13 protein-coding genes and 1 pseudogene are annotated in these 16,487 nt (G+C 42.9%); 5 read left to right on the forward strand and 9 right to left on the reverse strand.

Annotation, left to right across the window (positions count from 1 at the left end):
• Positions 1-60: 60 nt before the first annotated feature.
• Positions 61-1,182 (reverse strand): RecT family recombinase, encoded by a 1,122-nt coding sequence (locus ACFBZI_RS11165; protein ID WP_375716444.1) that lies wholly within the window; start codon positions 1,180-1,182, stop codon positions 61-63.
• A gap of 106 nt (positions 1,183-1,288) precedes the next feature.
• Positions 1,289-2,266 carry a YqaJ viral recombinase family nuclease gene (locus ACFBZI_RS11170; protein ID WP_375716445.1) on the reverse strand — a complete coding sequence of 326 codons (978 nt, stop codon included), beginning with the start codon at positions 2,264-2,266 and terminating at the stop codon, positions 1,289-1,291.
• Between the two features lie 248 nt (positions 2,267-2,514).
• On the opposite strand from ACFBZI_RS11170, the pseudogene ACFBZI_RS11175 reads away from it, so the two are divergent.
• The 4 genes and pseudogenes from ACFBZI_RS11175 to ACFBZI_RS11190 all read left to right on the forward strand — a co-directional run.
• Positions 2,515-4,023 (forward strand): annotated as a pseudogene (locus ACFBZI_RS11175) (UvrD-helicase domain-containing protein); the annotation flags it as partial.
• Between the two features lie 103 nt (positions 4,024-4,126).
• Positions 4,127-4,573, forward strand: coding sequence for a hypothetical protein (locus ACFBZI_RS11180; protein WP_375716447.1), 447 nt, complete (start codon positions 4,127-4,129; stop codon positions 4,571-4,573).
• A 51-nt stretch (positions 4,574-4,624) separates the two neighbouring features.
• Positions 4,625-5,056: a hypothetical protein gene (locus tag ACFBZI_RS11185; protein ID WP_375716448.1), complete on the forward strand. Its 432-nt coding sequence runs from the start codon at positions 4,625-4,627 to the stop codon at positions 5,054-5,056.
• 638 nt (positions 5,057-5,694) lie between these two features.
• Entirely contained in the window at positions 5,695-7,209 is a 1,515-nt protein-coding gene (locus tag ACFBZI_RS11190; protein WP_375716449.1) for a RepB family plasmid replication initiator protein, read from the forward strand.
• Positions 7,210-7,258: 49 nt separating this feature from the next.
• Here ACFBZI_RS11190 and ACFBZI_RS11195 read toward each other — a convergent pair whose 3' ends face one another.
• From ACFBZI_RS11195 to ACFBZI_RS11205, 3 genes are all read right to left on the reverse strand, one after another.
• Positions 7,259-7,507, reverse strand: a complete 249-nt coding sequence (locus tag ACFBZI_RS11195) for a hypothetical protein (RefSeq protein ID WP_375716450.1) — start codon at positions 7,505-7,507, stop codon at positions 7,259-7,261.
• Positions 7,508-7,625: 118 nt separating this feature from the next.
• Positions 7,626-8,768, reverse strand: coding sequence for an RNA-guided endonuclease InsQ/TnpB family protein (locus ACFBZI_RS11200; protein ID WP_375716451.1), 1,143 nt, complete (start codon positions 8,766-8,768; stop codon positions 7,626-7,628).
• Positions 8,765-9,376: an IS607 family transposase gene (locus ACFBZI_RS11205; RefSeq protein WP_375716452.1), complete on the reverse strand. Its 612-nt coding sequence runs from the start codon at positions 9,374-9,376 to the stop codon at positions 8,765-8,767. The genes ACFBZI_RS11200 and ACFBZI_RS11205 overlap by 4 nt, the downstream gene beginning before the upstream one ends.
• A gap of 592 nt (positions 9,377-9,968) precedes the next feature.
• Between ACFBZI_RS11205 and ACFBZI_RS11210 the strand changes: the two genes are divergently transcribed.
• Entirely contained in the window at positions 9,969-13,028 is a 3,060-nt protein-coding gene (locus tag ACFBZI_RS11210) for a hypothetical protein (RefSeq protein ID WP_375716453.1), read from the forward strand.
• Between the two features lie 81 nt (positions 13,029-13,109).
• Here the strand turns inward: ACFBZI_RS11210 and ACFBZI_RS11215 are convergent, their stop codons facing one another.
• The 4 genes from ACFBZI_RS11215 to ACFBZI_RS11230 all read right to left on the reverse strand — a co-directional run bounded on the left by ACFBZI_RS11215 (position 13,110) and on the right by ACFBZI_RS11230 (position 16,476).
• Complete coding sequence (locus ACFBZI_RS11215; protein WP_375716454.1) at positions 13,110-14,114, reverse strand: DNA cytosine methyltransferase; 1,005 nt, start codon at positions 14,112-14,114, stop codon at positions 13,110-13,112.
• A 98-nt stretch (positions 14,115-14,212) separates the two neighbouring features.
• Positions 14,213-14,794: a hypothetical protein gene (locus ACFBZI_RS11220; RefSeq protein ID WP_375716455.1), complete on the reverse strand. Its 582-nt coding sequence runs from the start codon at positions 14,792-14,794 to the stop codon at positions 14,213-14,215.
• Between the two features lie 50 nt (positions 14,795-14,844).
• Complete coding sequence (locus ACFBZI_RS11225; RefSeq protein ID WP_375716456.1) at positions 14,845-15,231, reverse strand: hypothetical protein; 387 nt, start codon at positions 15,229-15,231, stop codon at positions 14,845-14,847.
• Between the two features lie 48 nt (positions 15,232-15,279).
• Positions 15,280-16,476, reverse strand: coding sequence for a hypothetical protein (locus ACFBZI_RS11230; RefSeq protein ID WP_375716457.1), 1,197 nt, complete (start codon positions 16,474-16,476; stop codon positions 15,280-15,282).
• Between the last annotated feature and the right edge of the window lie 11 nt (positions 16,477-16,487).

Genomic DNA, 16,487 nt, shown 5'->3' on the forward strand with positions numbered 1-16,487 from the left:
ACCTTTGGCTAACAAGCAAAGTGGCAATCATCACCACTTTGCTTTTGTTTGACTAACAGTTTACGAGACAGCGTTGTCGATTTGCTCAAGCATGATTTGGATTTCATCATGGCTAAACAGGTTTTGATTACCATATAGCAAATTGCGAACTTCATCAGCATTATCAATCGTCACAGTAGCAACAGCTTCTTGGGTTTTGATGATGTTCTGGCGTTGGCGATAAGTATTTTCAAGCAAAGCCCGATCCATCTCATCAATCACTTCATTTTCAACCAGCTGTGAGATCTCTTGACCAATATGCTTTAATTCATACATATCAGTAGCGGTGCTAATGCGTGCGTTAAACTCGTCCAAGCCCTCAAAATTGTTCTGCTTAGTGGCTTTTTTCTTAGCACCACCAGTTTTGCGAGAAGCAAGGCGTTGTTTTAAACCCTCAGTGCCATTGGCCACTGTTTCAGGGGCGGGTTTGACTTCGTGAACCACTTTCATGCTGCGGTCTTCAAGCTCATCAGGGGTATAAACGCCAAGCAGTACTTCAGGGGCGTGCAGGCGAGCCCAACGCTTAGCCGCCAAATAAGCCAGCTGCTGGCGTGGGTCAGTCACCCACAACGGTGAGTTACGCACTTCTGCTTGTGCTAGGTACAGCTTCAGCTCACGCGGTTCATCTTCACCTTTTAGGCAAGCACTGACAGTAACGGAAACTTGCATTTCAATTTCTTGAGACCATTTTTTGGCATTAACCCAGCTGATTTTGTTGTTGTATTCTCGTTTTTCTTTGCTGTAATTGCCAATCACTTCTTCCCATGGGCCCTCATAGGTATATTTTAGACTGCCGTGGATTGGCGCTCGGGCATTGATGACTGACGCTACCAGCTGTGCTTCATAGCCAATCACGCCATTAAGCAAAAAGGTTTTTTGTGCTACGGCAAACGGGTCCATGCCCCAACGCAGTGCTTGGCTGATGATGGCAAAGCAGCTGCCTGGCTGATTCATAAAATGGTTAGGGACAATGTTTTGGGCGGTGGCCATCATCTCAGCAATTCGAGTGCAGCGGTCGAACAATTTGTCATCAAAAAACAACTGGGTATTGACGTTCACAGGGTACATCTCTGCACTGGGTGCTAGATTTAGCTCCGTGTCGTTATGGGCAATCACTTCGGGTTGATAAGTTTCGTTGTTCATAGGAGTTTCCTTTTTTTTAAAGATTTGAAATTGAATAATAGGGTGAGCGGCCTTGGTTTACCAAACAACCATCAACAACAACCAGGCCAAGGCCGCTCAAAACTGTTTACGCCGCCACTCGTAAAACACGAGTTTCCGACACTTTTTCATAAGAACCGATCAGCTCGGGGTGTTCTTTTCGCAGCTTACTACTGTCCAAACGCTTGGAAGTTTGGTTCTTATAAGTCATCACAATTTGTTTGTCCAAAACCATGGTTTCTTTGTCGGCAAACAATACAGCGATGTCTTTTTTTAAATCGTTAAGCTCGTCATTGACAGCTTTTTCACGATCTTTTAAATCAAGATAGCTTGATACCAATTCCACCGCTTGCTCATTTTCGGTGATGTCCAAGATAGAGCCGATTTCTGCTCTGCGGTATTTGTGGCGAATGTTCTCATAAGACACAGGGTCAGGACTAATGCCATTTTGCAGGTTTTCCCAAAACTCGCCTGCAACAGCAATCATCTCAGCGAACAAGTCTTCATCAAAATTGATGGTATATTGTTGGTACTTGTTGCCACCGATTAGCACCGCCAAATCACAGGTTGGCACTTTGGTAATGCCCATGTACCACTGGCATTGTAGCAAGTAGTGGTCAGGCACAAGATCTGAGCCCTCATCGCCCCAATTTTTATTCAGATAAGCCGATGATGTTTTGATTTCTAGCAGCTTATCGGTGGACAATGACCCATCTTTGCTCACTCGCACTGTCCCACTGATGGCAGGGTTAACCACTGCACGGTCGATGTTTGCACAAGCAAAAGGATATTCTTCTGAGCGAATGAGGAAGTTTACTCGCTGTACTTTAACATTGTTGCGTAGGGCGTATTCATCGGCAACTAGGGCTTCTAATCGCGTCCCCCAATAGGCTGCCTCGCTCATCTCGTCAGCTTCAATCTCACGCGTTTTATCAAGATAGATGTCATATGCCGTCTTATACGGTGATACGCCCATCAAAGCAGCGATGTCACTACCACCAATACCAGATTGACGAGCTTTTAGCCAATCGGTGCGACTCATGTTTACTGTTGACTGTTGGTTCATAGGTTTATCCTCGTTGGTTGTTACTGGGAACAACTAAATATTACGACAAAACAGAGACAGAAAGCCAAAGGCTATCCAAAGCCCTTTTAAAATGGCGTTAGCCTACAAAGTTCGGCTTGCTGCCGTGTGTTGTCATCAAAGCCATCACCACCAACAAATTTGCAAACATATATCAGTTATGGTAATATACATATTTTAGTTATTCTAAAATATACTTTGAATTTTGTCAATAAGGACAATTACCGTCTATGAGCTATCCCCCAACCCCCGAACAACAAGTAGCCATTGATTTGGCACGGCAGGGCAAGACCATGAAATTACTGGCCTTTGCAGGTGCTGGCAAGACTTCCACACTGGTATTTGTCGCCAATGCTTTAAAAGACTTGGGCAAAAGCGGTGTTTACTTGGCATTCAACCGAGCCATCGCCAATGAAGCCCAACGCAAAATGCCCAAAAACGTCAAAGCTAAGACTTTTCACTCAATGGCACTGGCCAGCGCACCCGATTTTATCCGCCGACGCTTAGAAGACGACTTTGCCATTTGGGATTTTATTGAGATGTTTGGCGTTGAAGACATTTTGATGAATGAAATTCACGACAGCATTGGCGTGGTGCAAGGCAAGGTACAAAATGTCAAGAAAAAAGGGCGGGGTATCATCACGCCTGCCAAGCAAAAGAACATTGTGGATACTTCATTGTTGGCGTTCTACAAAGACGAAACCGAAGAACCCAAGCTGTACCATGTTGAGGGTGCGATTGAAGAGCTGATGTCGTTAAGCCCTGATGATACCAAGGTGCTGGCAAAAGAGCTGTACCCAATCGCTGTGGATATGTGGCGAGATTTCATCAACCCCAATGGCAAAATCGGACTAGCAGGGCGACACGATGTGTATTTAAAGCTGTGGGCATTGTCCAAACCACAGATTGACACCGACTTCATCTTATTTGATGAAGCACAAGACGCTGACCCAATCATGTCGTCTATCTTGACTTCACAAAAAGCCCAAGTGATCTATGTGGGTGATCCGTACCAACAGATCTACTCATTTCGTGGGGCGTTAAATGTCATGCAAAATTTGGACGCACCACAGGCAGAGCTGACCCAGTCATTCCGCTTTGGTCATGAATTGGCGATTTACTGCCAACCAATTTTAAACGCCCTAGGTTGCCGTTCTCGCATCCTAGGCCTGCAGACCAAAGAAACCCAAGTTATCGATGGCGGACCGCCGTCATACACGCATTTAGACGCCATTTTGACGCGTAGTAACGCTGAGGCGGTGAACTTGGTCATGGACGTGGTAAACCGCCAGAAAAACGGCTATGACACGCCCACAGTGCTGCCACAAAACATCTCATTTAAAGAAACCAAACAGATGATGTACGCCTTGGCAGGTTTGCGTAAAGACGGCAAGTCTGACCACCCTAAACTCAAAGGCTTTGAAAACTTTGAGCAGGTGCTTGAATATGCGCAGGCGTGTCCGATGGATAGCGAAGTTTCAGGTTATGTGCGTATGTTCCAAAACATTGGTTTTATCAATGTGCTTGAGGCTATCAACAGCGTTGAGCAGATTAACCCCAAGACACACAAAGGACCCATTATCACCACCATGCACCGCTCTAAAGGGCTTGAATGGGACAATGTGATGTTGGCTGACGATGTATTGGCTGCTTTTGTTGATGAAAGCGGTGATATGAAAGAGGACTTGAGTGCTGAAGAGTTACGCCTGTTGTATGTCGGTATCACTCGTGCACAAAAGAAATTGTATTTAAACAACATGGGTGATTTTTTAAAGGAGCTTGCCGTGCATACAGGTGAAGCACCACTTTGCCCACGTCCACGAACAGCATAGTAAGGTAGCCATGATTGCTGAAATTGTTGGCACTATTTGCGAAAGTTTTGGAACATTTTTAGTTGAACTTTTTACCGAGAATAGGAAAATGAAAATTCGAGAACCACATGCCGCAGATCTCATAATCTCGATTGAAAAACTGCCTATAACTGTGCGAAGAATGTTGCTTCTTGTCAGCGAGCGAATGACCAACAATGTTGCCACAATCACAGTTGATGATTTTGATTACATTGTTTTTGGCGGAGAGATGCCAGCTTATGAAAATGTCGAGCCAGCACTGAAATTTGACCTGCTAAAAACTTATGCCCAATATATGCTTTTTCATCGTTGGGAGAGTGACGATAAGAACATTACCAACAGTGGCTGGTTTTTACAAAATGTCATTTGTGATGATGACAAGCAGACCATCTTTTTGAAAGTTAATGATTATTTTGGTCGGGCCAAAACCTATTTGTAGGGTTTGCTGATTTGGCGACAAACCACAACCAGTTAATAACAAGGAAAAATAATGCCATATAAACCACCTAAAGCCAAAGCATTGTCCGAAGTTGTCGATCAGCTCGATCTGCCCCTGCAAAAAATGCTACTACTTGCCATGAGACGAAAAGAAATCGCCGCCGCTTGGCCAGCGATTATTACTTCGGCAGATTATGATTACATCTTTGCTGAAGACGCTAATATCGTGACGCTCAACCAAACGCAGAAATATGAACAGATTAAGCAAGCGGCACTGAACTTGGCGGCTTATCGTTGGAATCTGCAACTGGCAAATGAAAATGTTGAAGACTATGGTTATTTTCTGCAAAACCTGATTTGCGTCAGTGATGGCAAGTTTGTGATTATGGATTTCAACAATATTCCGCCGATAGAACGCTATGATGTCAAATCGCATTTAGAACGCAAGTTCGGCGAAAAGAAAGCAATTCCTGTTTTCTTCTGATTGTAGGTGAAATTGGCTGTCATAGTATTGTTAAACCTGCTTGAATTTCATATCAAAATGCGTTATATTACTTTCAAACGCAAGGGCGTCGGAGTTCTAAGTTAACCGAGATTGCGTTTTAAAATACGAAATCCGCTTGTATGGCAACATATGGGTGGATTTTTCTTTTGCTGATTGAAACCTAATAAGCAAATTTTTCAACAAAAGAATAAGACAGTTTGTTCAACGATAGATGCTAAAACAGCAAACAAAACCCGCCTAAAACTTTTCACCAAAACCTAAAGAATGTCAAGAACCAATCTTTTTTCTTACCTTTAAACATCTAAGCAAGAAAAATAACAAGAATTTGTTTTTATTATTTTCTAATAATTTTCCTATTTTATAATTTTTAGGTTTCTTTATTTCGTTTAAAATCAATGGCTTAGTAGTGGTTAGGTCTAGGAAAAACCTGCTTAAGTCTTGAAAAAACCTGTTTAGGTCTAGAAAAATCTTGCTAAGGTCTTGAAAAAACCTGTCAATGTCTTGAAAAAACCTGCTAAAGTCAAGTAAAATGCTGTACGACAAGAAAAGTACAATTTTCTTGCTTTTTGTGATATAATGGTTTTCGTTAAGACAAAATGCCAATGAGGAACCTTGCTGTGAGCAGAAAATTTGCAGACCTGTCAGCGACAGAACAAAACCAATTTATGCAGTTGGCTGACTATATCCAAGAATCAAAAAGCGATGATGTCAATGTCAAAATCAACCTTGTAAAACGCTTTGTTTTGGATTTAAATGACCCTGTGGTTTTTGATTTCATCACTGGCGTACCTGTGCAGAATGAGACTGAAGAGATCACGCCTGCGGTACAACAAACACCTGATACCGAATTGAATGTTGAACCCATCGCTCGGCTAAAAGGCAAAGATTTAACCTATGCCAACAGCGAAGATTTAATCATCATTCAAAACCGCCTGTTACACGCCATCAGTCATTTGACCCTAAATGAGCGTCGGTTGATTTTGTTTTTATCGCCCATCGTTCGCCAAGAAGTATCGGCAGATGAGACGGTAAAGCGTTTTAAGGTTAGGGCGATTGACTTTGCCAATGAGTACAACCTTAAAAAAGAAAACTCGTATAAAGTGCTGGAAAAGGTGGCTGATACCATCTTAGAAAAAGCCTTTTGGTTTTGGAACTTTAAAGACAATGACTTGTTCGGTAAAAAAGGGTATAAAACAGGGCTGTCGTGGGTGACAAAGTGCGATTACCTAAAAACCCAAGGTGAGATTGCCGTTGAATTGCATGAAGATGTCATTGAAATGCTGACCATCTTTGATAAGAGTACGGGTTATTATTGGACTAAGTACCAAAAAGAGTGGATTACCCACTTGGGGACTTATGGCATTATCATGCTGGAGATGTTATTAGGTTCGCTTGAGAACAAGGGTTATTATACCATTGAGTATTTGCGTGAGAAATTTGGCTGTGTGGATAACTATCCCAAGTTTGGCAATTTTAAGATTTGGGTGATTGATAAGGCAATTAAAGAGATTGAAGAAAACACACCCATCCGTGTAACTTTTACCCAACACAAACAAGGCCGCAGCGTTACAGGTTTGACCTTTTCATATACCGACACCAGCACCAAGACCATCAAAGAAAAACAGCAGGCGAGTGGGGCGGTTACAGACCCGTTTGCCAACTTTAAGATGACACCAAAACAGCTGTCGATGTTTGCTGCTAAGATTAAAAAAGCCAGTGGCCAAGATGTGGACGATATTATCGCTGAGTTGTCCAATGTGCATTTGCAGGGCAAGCATGTGGCGTTTTTGAAAGTCTTAGACTATGTGCCAAGCGAATGGTACAGCGAAGAAGAAATCCAATCGCATTTGACCGCTGAACAGCTGGCAAGTCAGCAGGCGAGTGCTAAGGCTCGTATCCAAGAAGACAAGCAAGCCAAATTAAAGCAGTTGGAGCAGGATTTTGATAAGCTTTTGGCACATGCCGAGCTGTTTGTTATTGCCAATCATAACCGTGTCAATAAGAACGGTATTGAGCGTTTGTACTTTGAACAAGGCAAATATACCGATTTGATGATGGTGTGGAAGCCAGCCTTACTAGATGAGCAAACAAGACGGCATTTTGAGATGGTGGATAAGATATTGTCGCTTTGATGTAACCAAAATCCAGTTGTAAAACTGGATTTTTTTTGTAACTGGCTGTCTAGTCGTCAATATCGGCGATGTTGTAAATATCAGCTTTGTTGATATATAGTACTTCACCACAGGAGTCGTCTGTGAAGTAGATTGGACAATTTAGGATTGGATAATGCGGTGTTGTAACGATTTTAACGGCGTCCATCATTGGTCTGGTGGCTACATAGCCGACGATGGTTTCGCCCGTGGATTTGAGCGTTATAGTGGCGACTGTGCCATAGCTGTAGAACCGAGCCGTTCCAAAAAACCTACCCAAACCCACTCAAAGTAAGTTTAGCGTTTTCTTCCTACTTCACAGTTCGCCGCCATTGGCTATTGCCTCAGGTCTTACACAAACTCCATAGGCTGACACGGTGGAACTCACCGCCATGCAATTAGGTTGCAAAGTTTAAAATATTGATTGCCGCATTGACATCTCTGTCATGTTCTGTCTGACAGCTTGGGCAAGTCCAATGTCGGACAGATAGCGGCAACTTCTCCATCTTATAGCCACAACAGCTACAAGTCTTAGAACTCGGGAAAAACCTGTCAACAAACTTAACCTGTCGTCCCCATTGTTCTGCTTTGTACATCAGCTGACGTTTGAACTCGTAAAAACCAAGATCTGCGATAGAACCTGCCAGTTTATGATTTTTAACCATGCCTTTGACATTTAGGTCTTCAAGACATATCACATCGTGGGTTTTCACCAACTTTGTTGTCAGCTTATGCAAAAAGTCCAGTCTAATGTTGCTTACTCTTAGGTGCAGTCGTGCCAGCTTGGTTCTCGCTTTAGCACGGTTGTTACTGCCTTTTTGTTTTCTGCTCAGGCTTTTCTGAGCTCGTTTTAATCTTTTTATAGCACGCTTGTAAGGCTTAGGTGCTTGGATTTTGTTGCCATCAGACAACACAGCAAAGTCGGATATGCCCATGTCAATGCCAATGGATTTGCCTGTTTTAGCCAGTGGTTTGATTGGCTCTGCCAGCTCAACGGTGATAGAAACAAACCATTTATCAGCTTTTTTGTAAACCTTACCATTTAAAATCTTGCCATCAAGGCGTAGCTTTTCGCACAGTCGCACTAAGCCTAAGCGTGGCAGTTTGATAAAGGGTTTGCCGTCCACTTCTACAATGGTGAAAAGATCATTTGTCAGTGAAAATCTGTCGTCAACGCCTTTCTTGCGAAACCGTGGATATTTACTGTCACCTTTAAAGAAACGATCAAAGCTACTGCCCAATTGCATAATGGCTATTTGTGGTGCACATTTGGTCACGTCCATCATGAACGGAAATTCATCACGCTTGATGGCGTTTAACTGTTTACGCAACTTACCCTCTGTTGGGCGGTTTAGCTTGGTTTTATCTATCTCAACGCCAAGTCTTGCACATTCATCACGATATTCTTTATCCTGCTGGTACTGTTTTTGCCATTGCTCTAAGCCCCAATTGTAGGCAAAGCGAGCAACGCCACAAGCTTTGGCAAGGTGCGTGGCTTGTTTGTTGTTGGGTTTTAATTGAATATATTGGCCTCTGATCATTTAAGGTTTTCTTTAACAGCGTCGATGAGCTTTTTGTTTTTACTGCTTCTTGAGCCATACAGTTTGGCTGAGAAAACAGTGATGATCTCTAGCACATCTTGTGCCAGTTCTTCTTCAAAAGATAATTCATTGCCTTGATTGATAATCACAACTTCTACTTGCTTTTGTTCGCAGATCTCAAAAATAAGCTCACTGCCAAAGCGAAGCAGTCGGTCTTTGTGGGTTAGTACCAGTCTTTGTACTTCATTATCAAGCAAGGCTTGTAATAAGCGTTTTAAACCTTTTTTATGGTAATTTAAACCACTGCCCAAGTCTTGAATGATTTCATGTTGCCAACCTTGAGCAGCGCAGTACATTTGTAAAACCTGTACTTGTCGTTCAAGGTCAGCTTTTTGATCATGACTGGACACACGAGCATAAGCATAAGTCTTTTTATCCACAGGACGCTTACGCAAGCTGGGATCTATTTTAGACATATCATAGCGACGATGTCCGCTCTTAGTGGTTCTTTCGGGAGTGATCAAGCCTTGCTTTTCCCAGCGTCTTAATGTGGTGATATGCACGCCAAGAAGTTCAGCAGCTTTACCAATGGTTACTAATCTATTCATAGTGCATATTATTGCATAGATTTAGTTGGATTGCAAGGGCTGTTTTGAGCCCAAGCGGAAAAGCCCAGGTAAGCGATGAACAGGCCAAATAGGATTTTGCGAGGATAAGACGTGATCAAAATGGTTTCCTTTCTTTTTTTGGGCAATATAACACAGCGATGGTAAGTTGGCAAATTGTCATGTTGGCATGTTAAGAAAACAGGATTTTTTTAACATGGTTGTGGCTTAATGTTAAACCATTTAACATGGCAAAATTTTAGTTTTGGCTGACTGGTGAACATTATTTTTGTTGGATTTTAGAACCAAAAATTCTTTTAAAATCAATTAGTTATACTTCGCATAATCAAGATTATGTTAATCGATATTTGAAAACAGAATTAAGCTAAACTAACATTTTGGTGTTTGCTGTTTTTATTATTATTTGCTGCGATTGCCAAATTTTTATTATTCACGAAATATTTTTATTGCAAACCACGATTTTGTCTAAATTTTTCTTATGACAAACCATTCACCAAACTACCCAAGCTGCTAAACAGCGCCAAAACATGCTATAATGGCACTACAATTTGTTAAAAAAAAAGGAATCCTGCTTATGAGCGAAGTGGACGAACTAGAAATGCTTGATCCTGTGAGCAAAGTGGACGAACTAGAAATGCTTGATCGTGCGGTTTATGAAGATCAGTTCGAGCAAAAAAAACGCGAGGGAGGCATGTTGGCCGAGAACTTCTTCCAAAGAGCTGTACCCTACCGTGATTACCTTGAACAAACACCGCTGTTTGTACACCAAACTAAAGGAGAGGTGCATTTTAAAAGCAACCTTGTTTCAGATATTATCGAGCAATTAAGAGGCATAACTCCTGAATATCATCGCCCAGTAATGGATGCTAGAGCCTCAAAAGAAACCCAATACCTTGAATTTAAAGACATCTACATTCACCCTGAAGCCCCCACCATTGACCATGCAACAAACAACCCCCACCGTTATCACCCACCGATGGAAAGTGGCTGGTATGGTCCTGTCAAGCGTCAATTTACCAAACAAGTAAACCCTAAAACGATCGACACAAACACCCTGCGTGCCTACAACTTCGCTGAAACAGAAGCTGGCCGCCCTAAGATGTTTGATACCATCTCACAAGACCTGTATATAGGTTCGCCTTTACATGAAGTCATTGATGAAGAAAACTTCAACAGCCGTGTCTTAAGAATCCGTGAAAAAATTGCACAAAAATGGGCAAATAGAGTGGGCTTTGTCCCTGATTTCGCCAAAACCTCCCCTTTTTACACCCCTGGTGCTTGTGATTGGGGTTTGCTGTCTTTAAGCGAAGAAGAGCGAGCAATCGCCCTGTATTTGGTCAATAAACTGCTTGTACCTATGCTTAACGGTGACATGCGTGTATTGGCAGACTTTTTGCCACTAATGACTTATGCTGCTTCAACGAGTGGTTTTCCTAGTTGGGATAGCCAAGAAGATTTGGATCGTTTCCTGCAAGAGCTGATAGATAATTTTGAAACCAGCTCTGACCGTGCCCGACAAGCAATGCGTGATGATTTGCCGACAACATATGGCTGTGAAATTTCGTATTATGGACACCGCAATGTCAAACGCTTTGGTGCGTTTGACCCCCGCCAAGGCAGACCAAAGGCTGAAAAACGCTACTACTCGATTGCTGCAAAGAATTATCAACAAGCAGGCGAGGAAAAGTACAAGCCAGAAGACTTTAATTATGACGTGTTTTCTCAAGAGAATAACCACAAGTATGGGTCTAAAACCGAAGAGCGGTTTTATGCGGATCGAGATAAGCGTTGTATCGGCACACCATACACCCGCCTTGCCGATTGGCGCAGATTGCACTTTAGTGCATTGCATGACCTTGACTACTTGCAACGCACACTGGAAAAAGCGGCCGATCGTTATGTGCCTGCAATCAGTCCGTTGTATTTTATGCGCCTGCAGGCGGGAGACCTGTTGCCTTATCACCAAGACCCTGCTGTGCAAAAAAACCTCCAATCTGTAAAAATCAAAGCGGATATAGACCATCATTCACGCAAAGCGAAACTGAGTGCTCGGCAGTGGTTTGAAGACTCTCAGCAGCATTTGTATTTCAACTTCAGTGCAGAAGATTTGGAGCTTGCTAAGAGTTTGTCGTGGCCAATTGTTCGCACGGTAAAACCTTTGTCCAAAAAAGCCATTCCTGTGCGTGCTGATGTGCTGTTTTACCAAAAAGTGTTGTCAGCAGCTGACCCTAAAGCCGCTTTGGTGCCAGATTGGGATAACTTCGACTACGACGGCCTTAGCAAAAACGGTTTGATGTGTCGTGATGACATGATGATGATATGGATGGCGTTTGACTTGTACGAAGCTATCTCTTTATTGAATGGAAGAGATGTCTATTTATATAAACAATTCAAACAAGAAGATTTTTGGAGCTGGCCTCCCCATATCCGCAAAATCCTAAGCTACGCTTTGAATATCCCCTACTTGCTTGAAGATGTTTGGGAGAGTGGAGATTTTTCTACGCTTTGTGTCGAGGATGCTAACGACAGCGATATTGCACGAGAAATCGCCTATAATGACCGTGTTTACTCGCTGTGGTCTGCTCAAGAATATAGAAAAAATCTGCAAAACCCAGATCCGAATTTGCCAGGATTGCCACACGCTTTGGCAAAAGACCATATGTTTTATAATTCTTTGGCAGTACGGTTGTATGAGCAAGCCCTACAAGAATTAGAAACCCTAGGCAAGGATATTTTATTCCCTTGGATTGAAAAATATGTGCCAGATGATAAAACGCGGAGACTCTTTGCCAAGGACCACCCTGCTGTCGCCAAATTGGACAGCACACGCATTTTGACACTGCACCAAGGGCCTGCAATCACGCACATTCCTGACTTGCCATATTTTGGGTTGGCGGATAATTTTGTGAAAGGTATTGGTAAAGAGGCGATGGTGGCGCCCGATTATGAGCTGGACTATGCAAAAGGCCTACACACTCCCGAGGGCTTTACTGAACACTTTGTTGATGAGTTGAAGTGTTTAAGTTTTGAAGACGCGCCAAGGTATCTCGATAAGGAACCACACTTGTATGGTTGGACAGTGCGTACAACTTACTACAACCTACTACTCACCATATCAGCAAAAGATGATTATCCTTTGTTCATGCACGCCCATGTGTTTAACAGAGTTGCCGAAGAGTTAGTGAAGAAGTTTGAGTTTAAGAGTCGCTATCGTGGCAGTGTAGAAAGCCAAGAACATTACGCCATTTTTGAAGACCTTATGGGGTTTGATAAAGATCTGCCTGTTGAGTTTTTTACCGACAAACTCAAGAACGAGAGTTTTTGGTCAGAATTGCAAGAATATTTCAACGAAAATGGCCGCTTGCCTAATTGTGATGGCCATTTGCTGATTGAGTTGGTCAATGCTGAGCCTGAAGACCTAGAATGGTTAACTGAGGGCATGGAGAAGTTTTTGGCAGAAAACCCTGATTACCTTGAGCCAAGTTACAGTCACAGAAAACTACAAGGCAAGGGTAATTTTGAGCTCTACAGGTACAGCAATGTCGCCCTGCCAGAACGTTTGAATGATATGGAAATTATTGAAGAGGAATATCGAGAACACAAACGCGCTGCTCTTGCCGAAATTCCATTCTGATTTGATTTGGTAAATTTTAGGAAAACAAAAAGGCACTCAAACGAGTGCCTTTTTGCAAGAACTGCTTATGAAAGTCATATCTTATCTTGGAATGGTTTGATTGTCAAGTGCTTGGTTTGTTTGGTGGTTTTGGTCAATGAGTTGGCGCTTGATTTCACCTGCCAGTGCTACAACCACAGGCACAGCGATGCTGTTGCCAAACTGCTTGTAAGCTTGCACGTCGCTGACAGGAATCACAAAATCATCAGGAAAACCTTGCAGGCGTGCTGCTTCTCGTGGCGTCAATCGGCGTGGGTTTTTGCTGGCCTGCTCCACCAAAATTTCTGAGCCATCTTTGTAATATCTTGCTGAGATGGTGCTGACATATGGCGATTGAGCATTGAACAGGCAATAACCAAAACCATTACCTTTTTGTACATGCTGTGCTTTTCGTCGTTGATGGCCTAGCCATATTTTGTCAGAAATTGTATATTTATCATCAACAGTTTTTTGCAAAATATCCCCAAGTTTTGATGGCATGGCAGTGGTTTTTAACTGCTCAAAACTAAAGTTTAAATCATCAGCAAAATCCTTGGCAGCAGCGATAATGTAAATCCGTTCACGGTTTTGTGGTATGCCAAAATTTTTGGCATTCAAAACATCGGCAAAAACATGATAACCAAGCTGTTCCAAGGTTGATTTGACTGTCGCAAAGGTTTTGCCTTTATCATGGTTTTTAAAGCCTTTGACATTTTCTAAAAAGATCAGCTTTGGTCTGTGATATTGAGCTATCCTGGCCACTTCAAAAAACAATGTGCCCCGAGTGTCATCAAAACCTTGTCGTCGCCCGGCAATGCTAAAAGCTTGGCACGGAAAGCCAGCCAAAATAATGTCATGTGCAGGAATGTCGCAAGCTGGGATTTGCGTGATGTCACCTTGTGGCAGTTCATTGAAATTGGCTTGGTAGGTTTGTTTGGCAAACTTGTCCATTTCTGAAGCAAAGACAAACTCAATTTGTTCGCCAAATGTCTGCTCAAAACCCAAACGAATGCCGCCTATGCCAGCAAACAGATCAATGGCTTTTAGTGCTTTTGTTTTGCTTGTCATATTTGCTTAACCAAAACTCGTTATTTTTTTCTGATTTTAAAAAACCCATTGAAAATCAATGGGTTATATTTATCATTTGTTTAACCGTTGCTCAACCATCACTTGCTAAAAATCACTTCAAAGACATCAAAGCCGATCATGCTGGCAAACAGGGCATTCACCCACTCCAGATAGAAGCACATGCCGCCTAGCACAATCCAAGTGATGATACGAGCGTTGCTCTCGTTGCTGGTGCCTTGGTTTTTGTGCCAAAACGCTGACAGACCACGATAGATGGCGATAAAGCCCATCAAGTAGAAGATTTGGAAAGTAAAGCGTTTTAATAGCTCTTCTAGCTGGTCAGGCGTTGTCACGCTTGAATAGCTTTCAACGGTGTATATCTGCACGGTCTGCATGTTGTCGCTGAACAACGCCCCTACGACAGCAATTGGTGTAAAAGTTACCGCCAATGAGCCTAAAATGGCCGCTGTGAGAATTTGTAGCAAGCTGCCTGATACGGTTGGTTGGGCGTTACTGGGCAGGAATTTAGAACCCTGCCCGCCAACGGTTGCTGTGTGTAAATTTAAAAAGCCAAATAAAAACCAAACGGCCGCTAAGGCGAACAAACCCACCCTTAAGATATTGATAAGGTACAAAAACGACTTGTCCATCGCTTGTAATACGGAAAAAATATCTAACATGGGGCTTCCTTATTTTGATTGGTTTTGAATGCTGATGAACTGTTGAAAAACTAGCTATTGCCTAAGGTGCAATATTCGGCGGTTTTGGCGGTGATCACTAAAAAATAATCGTTAAGCACATGACGGCCTAACAAACCACCAAGCTTATCCAGTTGTTGTTGGCTAAGTAGTACAGGTGGATTTAAGTCATTGAGTTTTAACTGCTCTGATAACTTTCCCGCCCAATCTATCAAATCAAAGTAATCTTTAAACGGCTCGGGCATATCCAATAGCGTCCTAAAACCATGAGCAAAATCTACATTCAGATACTGTTTTTCAAAAACAAAGTAAAAGGTATTGGTTTTATAAGGTGGCAGCGCTTTTTCTTCCAAAAAAGTTGGTTTTACCAATGGTTTTGGCCGAAAAGCCATCAATTCTGCATTTAGAGATAGTGACATACGAGGTTCCTAAAAACACCCCAGTATGGCACTGGGGCTGGGGGTAAATCATTTTTTGCTGTCGTCGATAAATACTAGGCCAGTTGCTGAGTCAGCAGCAGCGATGATATAGGTAGAGTCTGGCAAGGCTTGACCCACACGCACGGTGTAGTTATTGCCCTTTTTGTCTTGCAAGAACACCAAGTCACCTTGAACGGCTTGTACTTTGTAATTGGCGTCATTCAGTGCTTTCATTTTCAGCTTAGATTGAGCAGCTGGATTGTCTTCAAGGTCTTGATAGACTTTTTTCATTTGCTCTTTGTTTTGACGCAACTCTTCAGCCAAGCGTTCGTTTTCACGTTGCAGTTCAGCGTTTTGGTCTTTTTGGATATTTAGCAGGCGTGTAAACTCATTACGCTGTGCTTGAGAAATACCTGTATCCACTGGTGCTGGCTCTTCTTTGGCTGGTGGCGGAATACGCAAACGCTGAGCCATGATTGCTTGGTTTAGGTTGGCAGCTGCCACACGAGCAGCGTCATCAAGAGCCGCTTGATAAGCAGCAGCGTCGGCAATGACTTGGTATTCAGGACCGCCGTCTAACACCACTTGTGGGGTTGTTTTTAGCAGGATTAACGTCTTACCAGTGTCAGGCAGGGTCTCGGTTTTCATGCTGTCTTGCAGGGCCATACGCGTGCTGTTAGCCACTTCTTGGGTCAAGGCAGCGTATTCCACAGAGGTTAGCGGATACAACACTTCAGGGGTGATTTGTAAACCCCCTGCTGCTTGGTTGTAATCTTGTGAACCCTCAATGGCTTGTTTAACCGCCGCATCAATCATACCGCCAATTGGGTCTTGAGTTTTTGCCCAGTGGTCAGGTGGCAAAGAATCCAATGCCATAGTGCCTTGATAAAAATCTGGGATTTTCTTGTTTTCCATCAACTGCTGTTGTTGCAACTGCTCTTGTTCTTGTTGCTGGGCAAGTTGGCGTTGTTTGGCAACTTCGGCGTCTTTGTTTGAAGAGATCAAAGTAAAGATCACAATCAAAACAATGACTGTCACCACACCAACGGCTGCACCAATCAAACCGATGGGTTTTTTCATCAGTGCTGCCAAGCCTTTTGGCGCAGGCTCTTTGACTGGGCTTTTTAGATCAGACGCTTTTGGCATGTCGCCTTTGGCTTTGTTGGTGGCATCGGCTTGGGCTTTGTGCTTGTCAGACATGTCTTCTTTTACCGCTTGGTCTGTTTTTTTATTGATACCTAACATAGTAATGTTCC

Origin of the sequence: Moraxella marmotae (assembly GCF_042219885.1) — a bacterium.
GTDB classification, from domain to species: Bacteria; Pseudomonadota; Gammaproteobacteria; order Pseudomonadales; family Moraxellaceae; genus Moraxella; species Moraxella marmotae.

Coding starts and splice junctions, on each gene's coding strand:
- ACFBZI_RS11165 (WP_375716444.1), bottom strand. CDS start 1,182: ATGAACAACGAAACTTATCAACCCGAAGTGATTGCCCATAACGACACG.
- ACFBZI_RS11170 (WP_375716445.1), bottom strand. CDS start 2,266: ATGAACCAACAGTCAACAGTAAACATGAGTCGCACCGATTGGCTAAAA.
- ACFBZI_RS11180 (WP_375716447.1), top strand. CDS start 4,127: ATGATTGCTGAAATTGTTGGCACTATTTGCGAAAGTTTTGGAACATTT.
- ACFBZI_RS11185 (WP_375716448.1), top strand. CDS start 4,625: ATGCCATATAAACCACCTAAAGCCAAAGCATTGTCCGAAGTTGTCGAT.
- ACFBZI_RS11200 (WP_375716451.1), bottom strand. CDS start 8,768: ATGATCAGAGGCCAATATATTCAATTAAAACCCAACAACAAACAAGCC.
- ACFBZI_RS11205 (WP_375716452.1), bottom strand. CDS start 9,376: ATGAATAGATTAGTAACCATTGGTAAAGCTGCTGAACTTCTTGGCGTG.
- ACFBZI_RS11210 (WP_375716453.1), top strand. CDS start 9,969: ATGAGCGAAGTGGACGAACTAGAAATGCTTGATCCTGTGAGCAAAGTG.
- ACFBZI_RS11215 (WP_375716454.1), bottom strand. CDS start 14,114: ATGACAAGCAAAACAAAAGCACTAAAAGCCATTGATCTGTTTGCTGGC.
- ACFBZI_RS11220 (WP_375716455.1), bottom strand. CDS start 14,794: ATGTTAGATATTTTTTCCGTATTACAAGCGATGGACAAGTCGTTTTTG.
- ACFBZI_RS11225 (WP_375716456.1), bottom strand. CDS start 15,231: ATGTCACTATCTCTAAATGCAGAATTGATGGCTTTTCGGCCAAAACCA.
- ACFBZI_RS11230 (WP_375716457.1), bottom strand. CDS start 16,476: ATGTTAGGTATCAATAAAAAAACAGACCAAGCGGTAAAAGAAGACATG.